19 protein-coding genes and 1 pseudogene are annotated in these 19,185 nt (G+C 63.0%); 16 read left to right on the forward strand and 4 right to left on the reverse strand.

The window, feature by feature from the left end; all coding sequences use genetic code 11:
* Positions 1–61: 61 nt before the first annotated feature.
* The gene (locus K4O48_RS00420; protein WP_222910251.1) at positions 62–1,996 is read left to right on the forward strand and encodes an alkaline phosphatase D family protein; all 1,935 of its coding nucleotides are present in this window, start codon (positions 62–64) and stop codon (positions 1,994–1,996) included.
* Positions 1,997–2,002: 6 nt separating this feature from the next.
* On the opposite strand, the gene K4O48_RS00425 is transcribed toward K4O48_RS00420, so the two are convergent.
* From K4O48_RS00425 to K4O48_RS00435, 3 genes are all read right to left on the reverse strand, one after another.
* A complete protein-coding gene (locus tag K4O48_RS00425) occupies positions 2,003–2,647 on the reverse strand; it encodes an HAD family hydrolase (RefSeq protein WP_222910252.1) in 645 nt (214 codons plus the stop codon).
* A gap of 75 nt (positions 2,648–2,722) precedes the next feature.
* Positions 2,723–3,265, reverse strand: a complete 543-nt coding sequence (locus K4O48_RS00430; RefSeq protein ID WP_222910253.1) for a gamma carbonic anhydrase family protein — start codon at positions 3,263–3,265, stop codon at positions 2,723–2,725.
* Between the two features lie 34 nt (positions 3,266–3,299).
* A complete protein-coding gene (locus K4O48_RS00435; RefSeq protein ID WP_222910254.1) occupies positions 3,300–4,121 on the reverse strand; it encodes an AraC family transcriptional regulator in 822 nt (273 codons plus the stop codon).
* Positions 4,122–4,205: 84 nt separating this feature from the next.
* On the opposite strand from K4O48_RS00435, the gene K4O48_RS00440 reads away from it, so the two are divergent.
* From K4O48_RS00440 to K4O48_RS00490, 12 genes are all read left to right on the forward strand, one after another.
* Positions 4,206–5,198: a bile acid:sodium symporter family protein gene (locus K4O48_RS00440; protein ID WP_222910255.1), complete on the forward strand. Its 993-nt coding sequence runs from the start codon at positions 4,206–4,208 to the stop codon at positions 5,196–5,198.
* A 367-nt stretch (positions 5,199–5,565) separates the two neighbouring features.
* Positions 5,566–7,614 (forward strand): oligopeptidase A, encoded by a 2,049-nt coding sequence (gene prlC, locus K4O48_RS00445; protein WP_222910256.1) that lies wholly within the window; start codon positions 5,566–5,568, stop codon positions 7,612–7,614.
* Positions 7,611–7,889: a YheV family putative zinc ribbon protein gene (locus K4O48_RS00450; protein WP_222910257.1), complete on the forward strand. Its 279-nt coding sequence runs from the start codon at positions 7,611–7,613 to the stop codon at positions 7,887–7,889. The genes prlC and K4O48_RS00450 overlap by 4 nt, the downstream gene beginning before the upstream one ends.
* A gap of 17 nt (positions 7,890–7,906) precedes the next feature.
* The gene (locus tag K4O48_RS00455) at positions 7,907–8,674 is read left to right on the forward strand and encodes a DUF1835 domain-containing protein (protein WP_222910258.1); all 768 of its coding nucleotides are present in this window, start codon (positions 7,907–7,909) and stop codon (positions 8,672–8,674) included.
* Between the two features lie 133 nt (positions 8,675–8,807).
* Positions 8,808–9,884 carry a hypothetical protein gene (locus K4O48_RS00460; RefSeq protein ID WP_222910259.1) on the forward strand — a complete coding sequence of 359 codons (1,077 nt, stop codon included), beginning with the start codon at positions 8,808–8,810 and terminating at the stop codon, positions 9,882–9,884.
* Between the two features lie 115 nt (positions 9,885–9,999).
* On the forward strand, positions 10,000–11,070 hold the full coding sequence (locus K4O48_RS00465; RefSeq protein ID WP_222910260.1) for a PA0069 family radical SAM protein: 1,071 nt from the start codon (positions 10,000–10,002) through the stop codon (positions 11,068–11,070).
* Between the two features lie 100 nt (positions 11,071–11,170).
* Entirely contained in the window at positions 11,171–11,293 is a 123-nt protein-coding gene (locus K4O48_RS20420; RefSeq protein ID WP_260523678.1) for a hypothetical protein, read from the forward strand.
* A 245-nt stretch (positions 11,294–11,538) separates the two neighbouring features.
* Positions 11,539–11,802: a hypothetical protein gene (locus tag K4O48_RS00470; RefSeq protein ID WP_222910261.1), complete on the forward strand. Its 264-nt coding sequence runs from the start codon at positions 11,539–11,541 to the stop codon at positions 11,800–11,802.
* Positions 11,803–12,011: 209 nt separating this feature from the next.
* Positions 12,012–13,145 carry a cytochrome c oxidase subunit II gene (gene coxB / locus K4O48_RS00475; protein ID WP_222910262.1) on the forward strand — a complete coding sequence of 378 codons (1,134 nt, stop codon included), beginning with the start codon at positions 12,012–12,014 and terminating at the stop codon, positions 13,143–13,145.
* A gap of 12 nt (positions 13,146–13,157) precedes the next feature.
* Positions 13,158–14,786 carry a cytochrome c oxidase subunit I gene (gene ctaD / locus K4O48_RS00480; RefSeq protein ID WP_222910263.1) on the forward strand — a complete coding sequence of 543 codons (1,629 nt, stop codon included), beginning with the start codon at positions 13,158–13,160 and terminating at the stop codon, positions 14,784–14,786.
* A 204-nt stretch (positions 14,787–14,990) separates the two neighbouring features.
* Positions 14,991–15,572 (forward strand): cytochrome c oxidase assembly protein, encoded by a 582-nt coding sequence (locus tag K4O48_RS00485; protein ID WP_222910264.1) that lies wholly within the window; start codon positions 14,991–14,993, stop codon positions 15,570–15,572.
* Positions 15,569–16,468, forward strand: coding sequence for a cytochrome c oxidase subunit 3 (locus K4O48_RS00490; protein WP_222910265.1), 900 nt, complete (start codon positions 15,569–15,571; stop codon positions 16,466–16,468). The genes K4O48_RS00485 and K4O48_RS00490 overlap by 4 nt, the downstream gene beginning before the upstream one ends.
* A gap of 8 nt (positions 16,469–16,476) precedes the next feature.
* Here the strand turns inward: K4O48_RS00490 and K4O48_RS00495 are convergent, their stop codons facing one another.
* Entirely contained in the window at positions 16,477–16,680 is a 204-nt protein-coding gene (locus tag K4O48_RS00495; RefSeq protein ID WP_222910266.1) for a twin transmembrane helix small protein, read from the reverse strand.
* Positions 16,681–16,750: 70 nt separating this feature from the next.
* On the opposite strand from K4O48_RS00495, the pseudogene K4O48_RS00500 reads away from it, so the two are divergent.
* From K4O48_RS00500 to K4O48_RS00510, 3 genes and pseudogenes are all read left to right on the forward strand, one after another.
* Positions 16,751–17,477, forward strand: a pseudogene (locus K4O48_RS00500) (SURF1 family protein); the annotation flags it as partial.
* Complete coding sequence (locus K4O48_RS00505) at positions 17,464–18,045, forward strand: hypothetical protein (protein WP_222911901.1); 582 nt, start codon at positions 17,464–17,466, stop codon at positions 18,043–18,045. The pseudogene K4O48_RS00500 and the gene K4O48_RS00505, both read left to right, overlap by 14 nt.
* A gap of 57 nt (positions 18,046–18,102) precedes the next feature.
* Positions 18,103–19,173, forward strand: a complete 1,071-nt coding sequence (locus tag K4O48_RS00510; RefSeq protein WP_222910268.1) for a heme A synthase — start codon at positions 18,103–18,105, stop codon at positions 19,171–19,173.
* Positions 19,174–19,185: the final 12 nt, after the last annotated feature.

Genomic DNA, 19,185 nt, shown 5'->3' on the forward strand with positions numbered 1-19,185 from the left:
CGACGTAGATGCGGGTCCGATACACTTCCTCCCCGTTCCTGCTGCCAATCGAGCCGTCTGCATGCCCAACCCCGCTCCGTCCGACGCGCTTTCCGCCCTGCCGCCCGTATTGGCCGGCCCGCTGCTGCGGCGGTTAGAGGCGGGGCGGCTGGTGCTCTGGCTAGTGACAAGCGAGCCTTTACCGTTGCGTTTGCTGTTACAGCCCGAGGGCGAGCCGCTGCGCTCGATGGCGCTGGATGGAGAGGCCTGCCGACCGTTGCGTATCGGCAGCTCCGCCTGGTTGCAGCTGATCGACGTGCATCTCGACCCGCCACTTCCGGTCGATCGGTTGATCGAATACGACCTGCTGATCGTGCGTGACGGCGCTGAGCTGGGCATGGCCAGTTGGGCGCCGCACCTGATCCATGACGGTGAGCGCCGGCCGGCTTTTGTCGTGCGGTCCCGTCACGATGATCTGCTGCACGGGTCTTGCCGCAAGCCGCACCACTCCGCGGCGGATGGGCTGGTGAGGGTCGATGCGCTGATCAAGGATGCCCGCCACACGCCTGAGCGTTGGCCGGCGGCGCTGCTGATGACGGGCGACCAGGTCTATGCCGACGATGTGGCCGGACCGATGCTGGTGGCCATCCACGCGCTGATCCGCCGGCTCGGGCTCTACGGCGAATGCCTCGAAGGTGCGACCGTGGCCAACAGCGATGAGCTGATGGAGCATCCGGCCACTTACTACCGGCGCGAACAGCTGCTGCCTGCGTTCAAATCCAACGAAGCACTGCGCGAGCGATTCTTCGGCGGCGTCGAGAAGCCCGTGTTCACCACCTCCAATGCGCACAACCATCTGGTCTCGCTGGGCGAGGTCCTGGCCATGTACCTGCTGGTCTGGTCGCCGGTGCCCTGGACCCTGATCGAGCTGCAGACACCGCCGCTGGACAAGGACATGGCCCAGCGCTACGCCCGCGAAGCCGCTTGCATCGACGCGTTCCGCCAGGGGTTGCCGCAGGTTGCGCGCGGGCTGGCGCATCTGCCGTCGCTGATGATCTTCGACGACCACGACATTACCGATGACTGGAACCTCAGCGCGCGTTGGGAGGAGACAGCCTATGGGCATCCCTTCTCGCGGCGCATTATCGGCAATGCGTTGCTCGGCTATCTGCTGTGCCAGGCGTGGGGAAATGACCCCGGCAATTGCGCGACGCCGTTACAGGCAGTCGAGGCGCTGCTGGCCAGCGGCGAGGACGGCCGGCTCGATTGCGCGCTGCATGATCAGGTGGTGGATGAGCTGTTGCAGCACGGCAGCTGGGGTTATGTCCTGCCCAGCGAGCCGGCACTGGTGGTGCTCGATACCCGCACCCGCCGCTGGCGCAGCGAGCGCAACCTGAGCCGGCCCTCGGGGCTGATGGATTGGGAGGCGCTCACCGAGTTTCAGCAGGCGCTGCTCGATCATCCCTCGGTGATCATCGTCTCGCCCGCGCCGATGTTCGGGGTGAAGCTGATCGAGACCGTGCAGCGTGTGTTCAGCTGGGCCGGCCTGTCACTGCTGGTTGACGCTGAAAACTGGATGGCCCATCGCGGTGCGGCGCAGGTCATGCTGAATATTTTTCGCCATACCCGGACACCCGGTAACTACGTGATTCTCTCCGGCGACGTGCATTACTCGTTCGCCTATGAAGTGCATGTGCGGGGTCGAGCGGCGGGGCCGAAGATCTGGCAGATCACCAGCAGCGGCGTAAAAAACGAATTTCCGAGACGGCTGCTGGATCTGTTCGATCGGCTCAACCGCTGGCTGTATTCGCCGCGTTCACCGCTTAACTGGTTTACCAAGCGCCGCCGCGTGCGGGTCCAGCCGTGGCTGCCGAGCCGCAGCCAGTCGGGTGAGCGACTCTGGAACGGCTCGGGCATCGGTCGCGTCCGGCTCGACGCTGAGGGCCGGCCAATGCGCGTCGAGCAGATCAACGCAGATAGTTCGCCGCCGGTGACCTTCGCGCCCGAACGCGACTAGCGTGCGTCAGCCGAACGCCGCCCGCAGCGCCGGGAGCGTCGCGAAATAGTACGCCGGCGATTCGGCCATCAGCTCGTCATGGCTGCCAAAGCCATACCCCACGCCGACCGCCTGGAGTCCATTGCGATGCGCGCCGATCAGGTCGTGCTTGCGGTCGCCGATCATGAGCGTGTGTTCGGGCTCCAGCGCTTCCTCAGCGATCAGATGGGCAATCAGCTCGACCTTGTTTGTGCGGGTGCCGTCCAACTCGCTGCCATAGATCACCTTGAAGTGATGATCGAAGGCGAAATGCCGGGCAATCTCGCGGGCGAAGACCGAGGGTTTCGAGGTCGCCACATAAAGCGTCCGGCCCTGACCGCGAAGGTGTTCGAGCATTTCCAGCACGCCGTCGAACAGCAGGTTTTCGTACAGGCCGACGGTCTTGAACCGCTCGCGGTAATGGCCGACCGCCTCCCACGCGCGCGGCTCGTCGAAGCCATAGAACTCCATGAACGCCTGCAGCAGCGGCGGCCCGATGAAGGGCTCAAGCTTGGCCAGATCCGGCTCGTCGATGCCGAGCTTGGCCAGCGCATGCTGGATCGAGCGGGTAATACCTTCGCGCGGGTCGGTGAGGGTGCCGTCGAGGTCGAAAAGAATCGTGGAATGCTGCATCAAAGGGGCTCGGTAAATTCTGGTTGGGCGCGCATCTGACAAGCGGGTCGTGCGCACGATGTGTGGCGTCAGGCGTCAGGCGTCAGGCGTGTCCGTCAGATGCTGATCCTTCAGCTTCACGTAGTTGCCCGCGGTATAGCTGAAGAAGCTGCGCTCCTTGTCCGTCAGCGGCCGGGCTTGTTTCGCCGGACTGCCCACATAGAGATAACCGCTTTCGAGCGTTTTGCCCGGCGGCACCAGGCTGCCGGCGCCGATGATCACTTCATCCTCGACCACCGCACCGTCCATCACGATCGAACCCATGCCTACCAGGATGCGGCTGCCGAGGGTGCAGCCGTGCAAGGTGACCTTGTGGCCGACCGTCACCTCGTCACCGATCGTCAGCGGGAAGCCGTCCGGGTTGTAGGGCCCGGCGTGGGTGATGTGCAGGACGCTGCCGTCCTGAATGCTGGTGCGTTGGCCGATGCGGATGCGGTGCATGTCGCCGCGAATCACCGTGAGCGGCCAGACCGAGCTGTCCGCGCCGATCTGGATGTCGCCGATCAGCACCGCGCTGGGGTCGACGAAGACGCGCTCGCCCAAGGAGGGCGTGTGGCCCTGGTAGGTTCGGATGCTCATGAGTTGCTCCTTAGCTCGAAAAAATGGGCGGTTTTCAATGGACAGGGCCAACGGCGGAACTGCTGCCGGGCCGAAAGAACTCGCCCGGCGTGGCGCCAAACTGTTCGCGAAACGCCGCAATGAAGGCCGACAGCGATTCATAGCCGCAGCCCAGCGCGACGTCGGTGACCCGCTCGCCGCGCTCCAGCGCCGGCAGGGCGCTGAGCAGCCGCAAGCGTTGCCGCCAGGCGCGGAAGGTCAACCCGGTTTCGCGGAGAAACAAGCGGCTCAGGGTGCGCTCCGAGACCCCCAGGATTCGGCTCCAGTCAGCCAGCCCCTCCTGCGACTCCGGCTGCGCCTGCAGACTCCTGCATAGCCGATGCAGGCGCGGCTCGGTCGGCAGCGGCAGGACCAGCTCGACTTCCGGGGCGGAACCCAGCTGGTCCAGCAGCACCTGTACCAGTCGGCCCTCGGCGCCGTCTTCGGCATAGGCTTCGGGCAGCGTGCTGAAGTGACGGATCAGCTCGCGCAACAACGGGCTTACCTGCAGCACGCGGCAATGCTCCGGCGCATGGCGGATCACGCTGCGGTCGATGTACAGGCTGCGGATGCAGGTGTCCGGTGCGCAGAACACTTGGTGGGTGATGCCCGCGGGAATCCATACGGCGCGCAGCGGCGGCGCAATGAAGCGGCCGCTGTCGGTGCGCACCTCCAACACACCCTCGACCGCATGGGACAGCTGCACCCAGGGGTGGCTGTGACGGTAGCCGAGCTTGAGGTTGGGCGGCGAGTCGAGCTGGCCGTAGACGGGTCGTGGAAGCGCTTTGAGTTCGCCGAGGCGGGTGATCAACGCGGCTTCTTGTCCGATTGGCGACATTTCGTGCCTGCTTGGCGTTAGTCGGAAGGTGGCGCCCACGTTAAGGTCGATTCCAGTCACCTGCAAGCCCAAGGAATACTGTTCATGGTCAAGCTCCGCATCCTCTTCGACAACTTCACGCTCGCTCTGCTGGCAGTGGTGGCCATCGCCACGGTGTTTCCCTGCGAAGGCCGAGGCGCGGTGTTCTTCGAGTGGCTGACGGCAGCCGCCATTGCGCTGTTGTTCTTCATGCACGGCGCCAAACTGTCCCGTGAAGCCATCCTCGCTGGCGCCGGCCACTGGCGCCTGCACCTGCTGGTCTTCGCCTGCACCTTCGTGATGTTTCCGCTGCTGGGGCTGGCGCTCAAGCCGGTGTTGACCCCGATGGTCGGCGACGAACTGTATTTGGGCATGCTCTACCTCTGCGCGCTGCCGGCTACCGTGCAGTCGGCCATTGCGTTTACCTCACTGGCGCGCGGCAACGTGCCGGCGGCGATCTGCAGCGCGGCGGCGTCGAGCCTGATCGGTATCTTTCTCACGCCGTTGCTGGTGTTGCTGCTGATGGGCGTCGAAGGCGAGAGCGGCTCGACGCTGGATTCCATCGGCAAGATCGTCCTGCAACTGCTGGTGCCCTTCATTGCGGGGCAGATCGCCCGGCGCTGGATTGGTGCCTGGGTTGCCCGCAACAAGACCTGGCTCAAGACCGTCGATCAGAGCTCGATCCTATTGGTGGTCTACACCGCCTTCAGCGGCGCGGTGGTCGATGGCCTGTGGCAGATCGTGCCGCTCGGTCATTTAGTGGGGCTGACCGTGGCTTGCTGCCTGTTGCTGGCCATCGTCCTGTGGCTGACCAGCGTGCTGGCCAAAGTGTTTGGCTTCAACCTAGAAGACCGCATTACCATCCTCTTCGCCGGTTCGAAGAAGAGTCTGGCCACTGGCGTGCCCATGGCGCAGGTGCTGTTTGCGACCAGCGCAGTGGGCATGATCATTCTGCCGCTGATGCTCTTTCATCAGATCCAGCTGATGGTCTGTACGGTATTGGCCCAGCGTTATGCGCGTCGACCCGAGCTGCCCGTAGAGTCGACTGCGACTTCATAGGAGGTTGCCAGCCCGAGTGATCGTAGCAACCTGTAGGAGCCAGGGCGACGCACAGTCCTTGCAGGCGAGCCGGGGTAGCGGAAAACAAACGCTGCTAACAGGCAGAACATGCTTCGCGAGCAAGCTCGCACCTACGGGAGCTTGCCTCTTGGGAACCCGCGCTGCAGGAAGCCGTCGCAATTAAACAACTACTCGGCCGAGCGAGGCGGGTTCGATGAGGCACCGTGGCGAGCGCTTTCTGCATCGCGTAGATCCTGCGGGGTTCAGCGATCTATAGCGCCACGCTATCGCGCCGTTTGCTGGCTGCGCAGTCGGGCAATTGGCTTTAACATGCCTGGCTGATCACTTATTCAAAGGGGCAACTGCCGTGACCGATACCAACCCGCTGCTTCGGGAATTCGACCTGCCGCCTTATTCCGAAATCCGCCCCGAGCATGTCGAGCCGGCGGTGGATGCCATCCTCGGTGACAACCGTGTCGCCTTGCAGGAGCTGCTCAGCCGTCCCGCCGAAAGCCTCGACTGGTCCACCTTGGTGGTGGGCCTGGACGAGATGAACGAGCGCCTCAGCCGCGCCTGGGGGCCGGTCAGCCACCTCAACGCGGTGCGCAACAACGCCGAACTGCGCAGCGCCTACGAGGCCTGCCTGCCGAAGCTGTCGGCCTACGCCACTGAACTGGGCCAGAACGCTGACCTGTTCGCCGCTTATCAAGCGCTGTCGCTGAGCCCGGAAGCCGACGGCTTCGATGTCGCGCAGAAGACCATCCTCGAACACGCGCTGCGCGACTTCCGCCTGTCCGGCATCGATCTGCCGCCCGCCGAGCAGCAGCGCTTCGGCGCGATCCGCATGAAGCTCGCCGAGCTGGGCAGCACCTTTTCCAACCAGCTGCTCGACGCCACCCAGGCCTGGACCAAGCACGTCACCGATGAAAGCCTGCTGGCCGGCATCACCGAGTCGTCCAAGGCGCAGATGGCCGAGGCCGCCAAGGCCAAAGAGCTGGACGGCTGGCTGATCAGCCTGGAGTTCCCCAGCTACTTCGCCGTGATGACCTACGCTGACAACCGTGCGCTGCGCGAAGAAGTCTATGTTGCCTATTCCACCCGTGCCTCCGATCAGGGACCGAACGCCGGCCAGTTCGATAACGGTCCGGTTATGGAGCAGATCCTCGATCTGCGTCAGGAACTGGCCAAGCTGCTGGGTTTCGGCAACTACGCCGAGCTGTCGCTGGCGACCAAGATGGCGGAAAGCACCGATCAGGTGCTGGGCTTCCTGCGTGATCTTGCCCAGCGCAGCAAGCCGTTCGCCGAGCGCGACCTCAAGGAACTGCGCGCTTTCGCCGCCGAGCACGGCATCACCGATATGCAGAGCTGGGACGTCAACTACTTCGGCGAGAAGTTGCGTCAGGCGCGCTACAGCCTGAGCCAGGAAGAGCTGCGTGCTTACTTCCCGGTGGACAAGGTGCTGTCCGGCCTGTTCACCATCGTTAAGCGCCTATACGACATTGAGATTCACGAGCTGGAAGACTTCGACAGCTGGCATCCGGACGTGCGGCTGTTTGAGATCCGGGAGAAGGGCGAGCACGTCGGGCGCTTCTTCTTCGACCTTTATGCGCGGCCGAACAAGCGCGGCGGTGCCTGGATGGACGGCGCGCGCGACAAGCGCCGTACTTGCCTGGGCACGCTGCAGACGCCTGTGGCTAACCTGGTTTGCAACTTCACGCCGCCAGTGGGCGAGCGCCCGGCGCTGCTGACGCACGATGAAGTGACCACCCTGTTCCACGAGTTCGGCCATGGCCTGCATCACCTACTGACTCAGGTCGAGCATGCCGGCGCGTCCGGCATCAACGGCGTGGCTTGGGACGCGGTCGAGCTGCCGAGCCAGTTCATGGAGAACTGGTGCTGGGAGCCAGAAGGCCTGGCGCTGATTTCCGGTCATTACCAGACCGGCGAGCGCCTGCCGCAGGACAAGCTGGACCAGATGTTGGCGGCAAAGAACTTCCAGTCCGGCCTGGTGATGGTGCGCCAGCTGGAGTTTTCGCTGTTCGACTTCGAACTCCACGCCACCCACGGCGACGGCCGTAGCGTGCTCGATGTGCTGGAAAGCATCCGTGACGAAGTCTCGGTGATGCGCCCGCCAGCCAGCAACCGCTTCCCCAACAGCTTTGCGCACATCTTCTCCGGTGGTTATGCGGCCGGTTACTACAGCTACAAGTGGGCGGAGGTGCTGTCCTCCGATGCGTTCTCGCGGTTCGAGGAAGAGGGCGTATTCAACGCCGATACCGGCCGTGCCTTCCGCGACGCCATTCTGGCGCGCGGCGGTTCGCAGGAACCCATGGTGCTGTTCGTTGACTTCCGAGGCCGCGAGCCGTCTACCGACGCGCTGCTACGCCACCTCGGCCTGACCGAGGAAGTGGCATGAGCGACGATCCTAAGGTAACCACCAAGCGCTTTATCGCCGGCGCCGTGTGCCCGGCGTGTAGCGCTTCTGACAGCATCAAGATGTGGGACGTCGACGGCGTACCCCATCGCGAATGCGTGGAATGCGGCTACGCCGATACGCTCAACGCCCAGGGGCAATCGGTGCCGTCCGAACTCGGCACGCGCGTTAACAAGGCGCAGCCGAAAGCGGCCGACCCGCAGGTGCAGGCGGTGCAGTTTTTCCCCAACCCGAAGCTGAAGAAAAAACCTGACTGACAGACCGGAGCATCGCCATGTGGCATATCACCTGTGGCGATCTCGCCGCCGACAGCGTCCGGCAACTGCTGGCCGAGGGCAACGAAGTCCGTATTCTGCGCGACGACTTGGCGGTCGGGCCGCTCGCGGATATCGAATCCGCGCCATGCGAGACGCGTATGGCGTTCTGGGAGGGGGTTTGGCCTGCCGGATTGGCGCCTCGCCCGGATTTCTCGGGCATTGCCAGCGATGCAGAGTGGCTGGCACGGCTGTCTGACCAATCGCGGCAAATTACCGTCTGGCATGGCGACAGCGCTTCCGAGCAGCTGTTGTTGGCGCGGGTGGCGGCGGCTCTGGAAGGCTCATCGGTTCCGCTGCATGAGGTCGCTTGCGGCACCGGTGACAGCCGCGTCGGCGCGCGTATGGCGGTGTCCATGCGTGCGCCCGATGCCCTGGCAGCGCTTTATCAGCCGCGCCTCGTCGAGCCCGCCCGCATCGCCGAGCTCGCCAAGCAATGGCGGGGTGCCGTTGAAGAGAACGCCGCGATACGTCGCTGGGTCGACGGGCGTTTCGTCGGTGAAGACCACTCGCGGATCGATAGCGAGCTGCTGACGGCCTGCGGCAATGACTGGATGCCGCTCGCCCGCGCCATGGCCGAGGTGATGGGCCATTGTGACGGCTTTTTCGCGACTGATTTGTTTCTCTACTGGCGCGCCCGCGAGGTGGCGAAGCGCGGCGAGATTCTGCTCCGCGATGTAGCGGGAGGGGAGTACAGCAAGGCCCAGGTGCGCCGTTGTCCAACCTGAGCGAGCAGGGTGGGCAAGTTGGTCAGACACGCGCAGCGTTCGGCCTCCGATGCCTAGCAGCGAGCGTAGGTCTATTCTCAGGCATCACGCTGTCGTCTCTTAGCGGCGAATACCGGCTCAGAAGGTCCCGTTCATGACGCGCCATATGCGATTGCTGTCGTTTTGTCTCGCCGCCCTCGCCCCCATCTCCTCGCTTGCCGATTCGAGCATCAGCACCCTGGAAGCCACACGGAGCGAATGGTCGACTTATCGCTTCCCGTTGTTTGAAGGCGAATCGGCTGCGCTGGAACGGATCAATACCTACCTGCACGCCTTCGAACTCGACGGGTTGCCCGGCCGCTTCGAGCAGTCGCCGTTCGAGCGAGTTTGGCCCAAAGAAGGCGAGGGACTCGGGGTGGTCAGCCTGGATTATGAAATCCACGCCAAGACGCCTGGCTTCCTTTCGCTCGATATCATCGGTGAATATTACGGCGCCTATCTCAGCCTGGGCCGCAACAGCTATGCGTTTGCCCTGGCCGACGGTTCGCCGCTCTCATTGTCCGAATTATTTAGCGAGCCGGGACTGCAACAGCTGCGTGCCCAGATAAGCCGGGCCCGGGTCGACCGCATCGAAACATTTATCGCCGCAATTCCAGCGAACGGCGCCAGTGAAGACGAGGCCGAGATGGCCACGATACAGCGCGAAATTTATGAAGATTGCTTACCGCGCCATCGCAACACCACTCTCGACCATGACCGGCTCGTGCTCGGGCAAACGCAACTGACGTTGATTGCCGAACGGTGCTCGGCACATGCGGTTCGCGCGCTGGATGATCTGGGTGAGTTTTCGAACAGCTTCGCTTATACCGAACTCGCGGAGGCGCTGAGCCCGTATGGCCGATGCCTTCTGCTGGAGCAGCGTAGCGATTGCCGGGACCTGTCGAGGCCGCAAATAAGCGGCGTCTACCGCGGCGCAGTGGACGGGCGCCAGCGGATCACTCTGGTTATCGCGCCATACGCCAGTGGTGTTTCCAGGGCTGTCTATTTTCGCGATGAAGACTCCACCAAGGTCGACCTCAGCGCGAGGCCACAGCCAGACGCGGGTCGCGTCCAACTTCAAGAGCAAGGCGCTACGCCCGCCATGTTCGAACTTTGGCTAGAGCGCGACGGTGAGCTCAGCGGTACGTGGCAGCAAAAAGACGGGCCTCGATTGCCGGTCGAGTTACGTTGATCCGCCTTACACGACGCTGCACGTCATTGAGGTTGGGTAACGCTTATCGGAAGGCAAGGCACGCGCTGAATATCCTCGTATACTGTATGCATGCACAGTATCTGAGCGCAACTTTATGTCTCATCACACACTTCTCACCACGCCGCGCGGCCGCGGCACGGCAATCAACCCCGACAACCGCTTCGCCCCGACTCGCAGCGAGGCGTATGACGATGGCTGGGAACAGGACGTACCGGCGACGCGCGCCACCGAAGTACGGTTCGAGACGGCCAAGACCGTGCTCACCCGCAACCAGTCGCCGGACGTGGGCTTCGACCGTTCAGTCAATCCCTATCGGGGCTGTGAGCACGGTTGCATCTACTGTTTTGCGCGGCCTAGCCACGCGTACTGGGATATGTCACCGGGGATCGATTTCGAGACGCGGTTGATCGCCAAGACCAACCTCGCCGAGCGCCTGGAGCAGGAGCTGTCCAAACCCGGCTACGTGCCGCAGCCCATCGCGCTCGGCGTGAACACCGATGCCTATCAGCCGCTTGAGCGCGAACAGCGGCTGACGCGCCAGGCGCTCGAAATTCTGCTGCGCTTCAAGCACCCGGTGCACATCATCACCAAGGGGTCGTTGGTGCTGCGCGACCTGGATCTGCTGGTGCCGCTGGCCGAGCAGCGCTTAGTCAGCGTCTCGGTCAGCCTGACCACGCTGGACGATGAGCTCAAACGCATCATGGAGCCACGCGCGGCGTCGCCTTCGGCGCGGTTGCGCGTGTTGCGCACGCTGCACGAAGCCGGCGTGCCGGTCAGTGTGATGTGTGCGCCGATGATTCCGATGATCAACGACATGGAGCTGGAGCGCATGCTCGAAGCCGCGCGGGAAGCCGGAGCGCACTCGGCCGGCTATGTTCTGCTGAGGTTGCCGCACGAAGTGGCCACGCTGTTCGATGAGTGGCTGCAAGAGCATTTCCCGCAACGTGCGGCGCATGTCATGAGCCTGGTGCGGCAATCGCGTGGCGGAAAGGATTACGACAGCCGCTTCGGCAGCCGAATGCGCGGTGAAGGGCAGTTCGCGCAATTGCTCGCGCAGCGCTTTCAGTTGGCCTGCAGACGCTTGGGGTGCAACCGGCGCGATCAGAATTACGGCCTCGATTGCACTCGCTTCGCACCGCCCGGACAGCAGATGAGCCTGATCTGAGCCTGTCGTGGGTTTGCTTATTGGTAGTTCAATGTCTTTGGTGGGCTGAAGCCCACCCTACGAGCTGAGATTGCCGCGGCAGTTATGGATGGCGACCTGCATGCCCATCGCCTCCGCCAGCCAGATCGCCGCAGTGGACCGCGCGGCTTCGGCTTGGGACCACCAAACGGGCGCCGGGTTGGTCAACTGGCTAGAACAGAATGCCTTCAAGCCCGTGCCGTAGGACTCCGCTCATCGGTAACTCAACATCTTTGGTGGGCTGAAGCCCGCCCTACTGAGGGCGCCGCTTCGAGCTGGCTGGGCAGCCGAGGGCTGGGCTGGCGCAGAACAGCACGGCAGCATCTCGTGGCGACCGCGAGCCAGCGTTGCCGCAGGGCGGCTTTCCGGAACTATACGTCGCGCAAGATGCACCAATCCGAGTATCGCTGCGGCGTCGGTGGCCGACGCGCATTCGCACTCGGAGGCAACGTGGATTGGATTGATCTTCTGCAATGGCCAGCCATGGTGGTCACGGTACTGGCCGCCTGGTTGATTGGCTCGCTGAGGCCGGGGCGACGTACGGTCGGCTTCTGGTGCTTTCTGTTGAGCAACCTGCTCTGGGTAATCTGGGGCTGGCACGCCGAAGCCTGGGCGCTGATTACTCTGCAGGTGTGCCTGGCAGTGATGAATATTCGTGGCGTAAAGAAGAATGACCACGACGCCGCGGGGGCAGAAGCGAGCCCAAACACCTGACGAAATTGCCAGTCCGGGATCGCTGTCTATACTCCGATCGAAGCGTACCGTTTGTAATCCGACTGCGCGTGCAAAGCGAGAGATGGCAACCAGGCATTGGGGGGAGCCAGATCGGAGCGTAGTCAGGCTGTCGTAGGGAGCGTTTTGCTCTGCTCTGCGGCCGGACAGGCAGTCGGCGGGATAACAAGAACCATAAGGGGAACCCGCTAATGTCGCGACATCCACGAGTCTGGATGGGGATTGGGCTGTGGTCGCTATTCAGTCAGGCCCAAGCGGCCTGGGACGTGAATATGCGCTCCGGTGCTACGGACGTCAGCCGATCCGTATTCGATTTGCATATGACCATCTTCTGGATCTGCGTGATCATCGGCGTGCTGGTGTTCGCCGTGATGTTCTGGTCGATGTTCGCTCACCGTCGCTCCAAGCGGCTCGAATCGGCGCACTTCCATGAGAACACCAAGGTCGAGGTGCTCTGGACCATCATTCCGCTGTTAATCCTGATCGGCATGGCCGTGCCGGCCACCCGCACGCTGATCCACATCTACGACGCGTCCGAATCCGACGTGGATATCCAGATCACCGGCTATCAGTGGAAGTGGCACTACAAGTATCTGGGTGAGGATGTCGAATTCTTCAGCAACCTCACTACCCCGCGCGATCAGATCAACAACGAGGCCCCCAAGGGTGAGCACTACCTCCTGGAGGTGGACGAGCCGCTGGTGATCCCACAGGGCGCCAAGGTGCGCTTTCTTATCACCGCGGCGGACGTGATCCACTCCTGGTGGGTGCCGGATCTGGCGGTGAAAAAAGACGCGATCCCGGGCTTCATCAACGAATCCTGGACCCGAGTCGAAGAGCCCGGCATCTACCGTGGGCAATGCACCGAACTGTGCGGCAAGGATCATGGCTTCATGCCGGTGGTGGTGGAGGTCAAGTCCCAGGAGGACTACGCCGCCTGGCTGGGCGAGAAGAAAGCAGAAGCGGCCAAGCTCGCCGAGTTGACGAGCAAGGAATGGACGCTCGAAGAGCTCACCGCGCGCGGCGAGCAGGTTTACCAGACCAATTGCGCCTCCTGTCACCAGCCCACGGGCGAAGGCCTGCCGCCGATGTTCCCAGCCCTGAAAGGCTCGCCGATCGCCACCGGCGAAGCCGAAGACCACATCAGCATCGTCGTCAAGGGCGCGCCAGGCACCTCGATGCCTGCGTTCGGCCCGCAATTGTCCGAGGTCGACCTTGCCGCCGTGATTACCTACGAGCGCAACGCGTGGGGCAACGACAAGGGCGACATGGTCACGCCGAAAGACGTGCTCGTCTTCAAACAGGCCGAAGAAGCCACCCAGTAAGAGGATCAGGTGATGAGTGCAGTGATCGACGATCATGGTCATGCCGAGCATGACCATCACCACGGCCCGGCCAAGGGCCTCTCACGCTGGCTGCTGACCACCAACCACAAGGACATCGGCTCGATGTACCTGTGGTTCAGCTTCTGCGCGTTCCTGCTGGGCGGCTCGATGGCGATGGTGATCCGCGCCGAACTGTTCCAGCCGGGCCTGCAGATCGTGCAGCCGGAATTCTTCAACCAGATGACCACCATGCACGGCCTGATCATGGTCTTCGGCGCGGTGATGCCGGCCTTCGTCGGCCTGGCCAACTGGATGATTCCGTTGATGATCGGCGCGCCGGACATGGCCCTGCCGCGGATGAACAACTTCAGCTTCTGGCTGTTGCCTGCCGCGTTCGGGCTGTTGGTCAGCACCTTGTTCATGGAGGGCGGAGGGCCGAACTTCGGTTGGACCTTCTACGCACCGCTGTCGACGACGTACGCGCCGGAGTCGGTGACCTTCTTCATCTTCGCCATTCACCTGATGGGCATCAGTTCGATCATGGGCGCGATCAACGTGGTCGCCACCGTGCTCAACCTGCGTGCGCCGGGCATGACGCTGATGAAGATGCCACTGTTCGTCTGGACCTGGCTGATCACCGCCTTCCTGCTGATCGCAGTGATGCCGGTGCTGGCCGGTGTGGTGACCATGATGTTGATGGACATCCACTTCGGCACCAGCTTCTTCAGCGCGGCCGGTGGCGGCGACCCGGTGTTGTTCCAGCACGTGTTCTGGTTCTTCGGCCATCCCGAGGTGTACATCATGATCCTGCCGGCGTTCGGCGCGGTCAGCTCGATCATTCCGGCGTTCAGCCGCAAGCCGCTGTTCGGCTACACCTCGATGGTCTACGCCACCGGGGCGATTGCGTTCCTTTCGTTCATCGTCTGGGCGCACCACATGTTCACGGTCGGCATCCCGCTGACCGGCGAGCTGTTCTTCATGTACGCGACCATGCTGATCGCCGTGCCGACGGGGGTGAAGGTGTTCAACTGGGTGAGCACGATGTGGCGCGGCTCGCTGACCTTCGAGGCGCCGATGCTGTTCGCCGTGGCCTTCGTCATCCTCTTCACCATTGGCGGGTTCTCCGGGCTGATGCTGGCTATCGCGCCGGCGGACTTCCAGTACCACGACACCTACTTCGTGGTGGCGCACTTCCACTACGTGCTGGTGCCCGGCGCGATCTTCGGCATCTTCGCTTCGGCTTACTACTGGCTGCCCAAGTGGACCGGGCACATGTACGACGAGACGCTGGCCAAGCTGCATTTCTGGATGAGCTTCATCGGCATGAACCTGGCGTTCTTCCCGATGCACTTCGTGGGTTTGGCGGGCATGCCGCGGCGAATCCCGGACTACAACATGATGTTCGCCAACTTCAACATGGTCTCAAGCATCGGCGCCTTCATGTTCGGCGCGACGCAGTTGCTATTCCTGTACATCGTCATCAAATGCATCAAGGGCGGGCCGATCGCGGCGGCCAAACCTTGGGATGGCGCCGAAGGGTTGGAGTGGAGCGTGCCATCGCCGGCGCCTTACCACACCTTCAGCGTGCCGCCGAGCATGGAGGACCTGCACGAACATCGCACGGGGCCCAAGCATGATTAGCGGTGAAGCCGCCGCGGCCTTGCAGCGGCTAGGTAGACGAGGGGCAGCCTCGCCAGCGAATTGGGTACCGGCTGATGGTGATGCTGGTGGGCCAAAGCGGAGCGCCGCCCGGCCCAACGCCGTAGGGTGGGCTTCAGCCTGCGGCTGCGAAAAAAGTCCGTCAGGTCCGACGCGTATTGGACAGCCCTGCGCGAGGAGGACGCGATGAGCGATTCCCTGTCGATCCCCCGTTTGGTCCGCCGGTTACTGCTGGTGGTCGTGGCAATGTTTGCCTTTGGCTTCGCGCTGGTGCCGATCTACGACGTCATGTGCCAGGCCTTCGGTATCAATGGCAAAACCGCGGGCGCTTACCAGGGCGCACAGATTGTGGATGAGGGCCGTGAGGTACGGGTTCAATTCCTCGCCACCAATGCCTCAGGGATGGTCTGGGAATTCCAGCCGGTTGCCGATCAGCTCAGCGTTAACCCGGGTGCAAGCCGCGAGATGCGCTTCGTTGCCTATAACCCCACCGACAAGCCGATGACCGCCCAGGCGGTGCCGAGCGTTTCGCCATCCAAGGCGGCGGCGTATTTCCACAAGACCGAGTGCTTCTGCTTTACCCAGCAGGTGCTGCAGCCCGGTGAGCGCATCGAGATGCCGGTGCGTTTCATTGTTGATCGTGATTTGCCCGCAGACGTGCGTCACCTGACGCTCGCCTACACCCTGTTCGATATCACGTCTCGCCAACCTCCCGTCGCCGTCGTTGATCAGGCGTCCATGGTGGCGGCCAAGGAGAGTCTGCAATGAGCCAACAGACCACCACGCACGAGAACTACTACGTTCCCGCCCAGAGCAAATGGCCCATCGTCGGAACGCTGGCGTTGCTGACCACGGTTTACGGATTGGGCAGCTGGTTCAACGACCTCAAGGCCGGCCGTGACGAGATCAGCGGGCCGGTCATCTTCTTTGTCGGCGCACTGCTGATCGCGTACATGATGTTCGGCTGGTTCGGCGCCGTCGTCCGTGAAGGGCGGGCAGGGCTGTACAGCGCGCAGATGGATCGCTCGTTCCGCTGGGGCATGAGCTGGTTCATCTTTTCGGAAGTGATGTTCTTTCTCGCCTTCTTCGGCGTGCTGTTCTACATCCGCTACTGGGTCGGGCCTTGGCTCGATGGCGACGGCGATAAGGGCGTCAGCGCCATGCTCTGGCCGAACTTCGAGTACAGCTGGCCGCTGCTGAACAACCCAGACCCCAAGGTCTATCCCGCCCCGGAAGGCACCATCAGCCCTTGGGGCCTTCCGCTGATCAACACCATCCTGCTGGTCACCTCCAGCTTCACCCTGACCTGGGCGCACCACGCGCTACGCAAGGGCAACCGCAAGCAGCTCAAGCTAGGGCTGGGGCTGACGGTGTTGCTAGGCGCCGTTTTCCTGATCCTGCAGATCGAGGAGTACATCCATGCCTATACAGAGCTTGGTTTGACGCTGGGATCAGGCATCTATGGTGCGACCTTTTTCATGCTCACGGGCTTTCACGGCGCGCACGTGACCATGGGCGCGATCATCTTGACGGTGATGCTGGTGCGCAGCTTCCGCGGGCACTTCACGCCTGAGCAGCACTTCGGGTTCGAGGCGGCAGCCTGGTATTGGCACTTCGTGGACGTGGTGTGGATCGGTCTGTTCGTCTTCGTCTACGTGTTGTAGCGCGACTATCAGGCACCGAAACCGGGTTGTAGCTGACCCGAATAGAAGCCCCAGGCGATCAGGGCGACCGTAATAGCAGTGAGGGAGACGCGGACGAAGAGGGCGGTGAGCACACGGGATGTTTGGCCCTCGTCCTTGACCAAAAAGAAAAGGCCACTGAACAGACTGACTAGCGTGGCTACTAATAACAGAACAATCGCCGCCTTGAGCATGAGCGAGTCCGCAACAGGGGTATCGGGGGTGCAGTATAGCCAGTCATTTCGACACGCCGCGGGGCAGGGTATGAGCGGGTTCAAACCCGGCCTCGTGCCTACCCTGGTGGTCTTTCTCTTGTTGCCTCTATTGGTCTGGCTGGGCCTCTGGCAGCTGGAGCGCGGCGAGCAGAAGCGCGACATGCTGGCGCGTCAGGACGCGCGTCAACAGGCTGCACCGGTAGGCCCTGAGCGGATCGAGCACATGGACGATCCGGCTTACGCCCGCATCCATCTGCAAGGTAGTTTCGATGCCGAGCACAGCTTTCTGCTGGACAGCCGAACCCGTGATGGCCGGGTTGGCGTCGAGTTGTTGCAGCCTTTTCAGGACGAGCCGAGCGGTCGCTGGGTACTGGTGAACCGTGGCTGGATCCCATGGCCGGATCGCCGCATTCCCCCGAAATTCGACACGCCGGAGCGTCCACTGAAGCTGGCTGCCTGGGTGTACGCGCCGTCTGGCAAGCCCTTTGTGCTTAACCGACGTATGGCGGAGGGTTGGCCGCGGCTGCTCAATCATGTCGATGTCGAGACGATCTGGCAGCTGCTCGACCGTGATGGCATCGGCTACGAGCTGCGGCTGGAGCCGGGTCCTACGGCTTACCGAGCGGACTGGCCGATCACCAGCATGAAGCCGCAGCAGCATCTGGGCTATGCGGTGCAATGGTTTGCGCTGGCAGCGGCGCTGCTGGCGCTGTTCATCTACTTCGGCGTGCATCAGGCACGGGGGAGCAAGCAGTGACCGCGATGAATCCGACCCTCAATCCAGTACCTACTCAGCGGCGACGCGGCCGGCTTCAATTGCTGCTGATCCTGGCCGTGGTCATCGGCCCGATGCTGTTGGCCTCTGCGATGTACCGCTTCGGTTTCTGGCTACCGGACACCCGTAGCTACGATGGGGCGCTGGTTGCGGATGGTCAGGGCCGTGATGCGCTCGGCGTGACGGTTCCGGCCACGGCCGAGCCGCGCTGGGAACTGCTGGTGACCGCACCGGACGGCTGCGCCGAGGCGTGCCAGGAGCTGGTCTACCTGGCACGGCAGATCAATATTGGCCTGGCACGCGAAGCCGGGCGCGCCAGCCATGCCTTGGCGAGCGGGCAGGCACTTTCTGCCGACTATGACCAACGCCTGAAACAGGAATATCCGCAGTTGCAACGGTACGCGCTGGACCCCGTGGTGTATGCCCGCAATCCAGCGGCGCCGGGAGGCCCCCAGCTATGGATCATCGACCCGCACGGCAATCTGGTCTTGCGCTACGACGCGACTGCTAAGGGCAAAGCAATCCTTGATGACCTGAAATACCTGCTGAAGATTTCTCAGATCGGTTGACCCAAGGCACTCGGCCGCCTCGCTGGAGTCCCAGAAAGGCTGCCCAAGGAGAACCAGATGGCTAAACCCGGTTACCGCCTCGCCCTTGTCGCCACGCTGCTGGCCGTTGTGGTGGTATTGCTTGGCGCCTATACCCGACTGACGCATGCCGGGCTCGGCTGCCCGGACTGGCCCGGTTGCTATGGTTTTCTCAGTGTGCCGATGAGCGAAGACAAGCAAAGCCTGGCCGCGATGCGCTTTCCCGATGCGCCGCTGGAGGTGGGCAAGGGTTGGAACGAAATGGTGCATCGCTACTTCGCGGGTGCGCTGGGGCTGGTGATCCTCGGGCTCGCGGTGCAGGCGCTGCGCCGTCGCGCCGAGCCGGGACAACCCGTGACGCTTCCGCTTTTGCTGCTGGTGGTCGTCATCGCTCAGGCGGCGTTCGGCATGTGGACCGTCACCCTGCAACTCTGGCCGCAGGTGGTCACCGCGCACCTGTTAGGCGGCTTCACGACCTTGAGCCTGCTGTTCCTGCTGACGCTGCGTTTGTCGGGGCGGCGGCCAGCGAGCGCGTCGATACCGGCCCGGGTCCGGACGCTCGCATTAGTCAGCCTGCTGGCAGTGATTGCGCAGGTGGCGCTGGGCGGCTGGGTCAGCAGTAATTACGCCGCGGTGGCGTGCACCGATTTTCCCACCTGCCACGGGCGCTGGTGGCCAGCGATGGATTTCGCCAACGCATTCAACCTGACTCATCACGACATCGGGCCGAACTACCTGGGCGGCATGCTCTACGGGGAGGCGCGCACGGCCATTCATGTCACCCATCGCATTGGCGCGATGCTCGTGACGCTGGTGTTATTGACCCTGGGCTGGCAGCTCTGGCGCAACGGATTAACGCGACTGGCCGCGCTGCTGCTGGCCGCGTTGGCCCTGCAGCTTGGGCTGGGTATCAGCAACGTGCTGCTCAACCTTCCGCTGGCGGTGGCCGTTGCCCATAACGGCGGTGGAGCATTGCTGCTGCTCGTGACCGTATTGATCAATTACCGCCTCTACCTGAGTTACCACGACAGGGTCGCAGTACGCGACGCCGCGACGGCGAGGCAACCGGATTCGAACACGATGGGCGGGCTCGATCTGCCCCGCGCTTGACCATAAGGAGAA

The sequence above is a fragment of the Pseudomonas sp. DNDY-54 genome (assembly GCF_019880365.1).
GTDB classification, from domain to species: domain Bacteria; phylum Pseudomonadota; class Gammaproteobacteria; order Pseudomonadales; family Pseudomonadaceae; genus Stutzerimonas; species Stutzerimonas stutzeri_P.

What these genes read in the sequence shown, in the direction of transcription:
- K4O48_RS00420 (WP_222910251.1), top strand. Translation starts at nt 62, where the DNA reads ATGCCCAACCCCGCTCCGTCCGACGCGCTTTCCGCCCTGCCGCCCGTA.
- K4O48_RS00425 (WP_222910252.1), bottom strand. Translation starts at nt 2,647, where the DNA reads ATGCAGCATTCCACGATTCTTTTCGACCTCGACGGCACCCTCACCGAC.
- K4O48_RS00430 (WP_222910253.1), bottom strand. Translation starts at nt 3,265, where the DNA reads ATGAGCATCCGAACCTACCAGGGCCACACGCCCTCCTTGGGCGAGCGC.
- K4O48_RS00435 (WP_222910254.1), bottom strand. Translation starts at nt 4,121, where the DNA reads ATGTCGCCAATCGGACAAGAAGCCGCGTTGATCACCCGCCTCGGCGAA.
- K4O48_RS00440 (WP_222910255.1), top strand. Translation starts at nt 4,206, where the DNA reads ATGGTCAAGCTCCGCATCCTCTTCGACAACTTCACGCTCGCTCTGCTG.
- K4O48_RS00450 (WP_222910257.1), top strand. Translation starts at nt 7,611, where the DNA reads ATGAGCGACGATCCTAAGGTAACCACCAAGCGCTTTATCGCCGGCGCC.
- K4O48_RS00455 (WP_222910258.1), top strand. Translation starts at nt 7,907, where the DNA reads ATGTGGCATATCACCTGTGGCGATCTCGCCGCCGACAGCGTCCGGCAA.
- K4O48_RS00460 (WP_222910259.1), top strand. Translation starts at nt 8,808, where the DNA reads ATGACGCGCCATATGCGATTGCTGTCGTTTTGTCTCGCCGCCCTCGCC.
- K4O48_RS00465 (WP_222910260.1), top strand. Translation starts at nt 10,000, where the DNA reads ATGTCTCATCACACACTTCTCACCACGCCGCGCGGCCGCGGCACGGCA.
- K4O48_RS20420 (WP_260523678.1), top strand. Translation starts at nt 11,171, where the DNA reads ATGCCCATCGCCTCCGCCAGCCAGATCGCCGCAGTGGACCGCGCGGCT.
- coxB (WP_222910262.1), top strand. Translation starts at nt 12,012, where the DNA reads ATGTCGCGACATCCACGAGTCTGGATGGGGATTGGGCTGTGGTCGCTA.
- ctaD (WP_222910263.1), top strand. Translation starts at nt 13,158, where the DNA reads ATGAGTGCAGTGATCGACGATCATGGTCATGCCGAGCATGACCATCAC.
- K4O48_RS00485 (WP_222910264.1), top strand. Translation starts at nt 14,991, where the DNA reads ATGAGCGATTCCCTGTCGATCCCCCGTTTGGTCCGCCGGTTACTGCTG.
- K4O48_RS00490 (WP_222910265.1), top strand. Translation starts at nt 15,569, where the DNA reads ATGAGCCAACAGACCACCACGCACGAGAACTACTACGTTCCCGCCCAG.
- K4O48_RS00495 (WP_222910266.1), bottom strand. Translation starts at nt 16,680, where the DNA reads ATGCTCAAGGCGGCGATTGTTCTGTTATTAGTAGCCACGCTAGTCAGT.
- K4O48_RS00505 (WP_222911901.1), top strand. Translation starts at nt 17,464, where the DNA reads ATGAATCCGACCCTCAATCCAGTACCTACTCAGCGGCGACGCGGCCGG.
- K4O48_RS00510 (WP_222910268.1), top strand. Translation starts at nt 18,103, where the DNA reads ATGGCTAAACCCGGTTACCGCCTCGCCCTTGTCGCCACGCTGCTGGCC.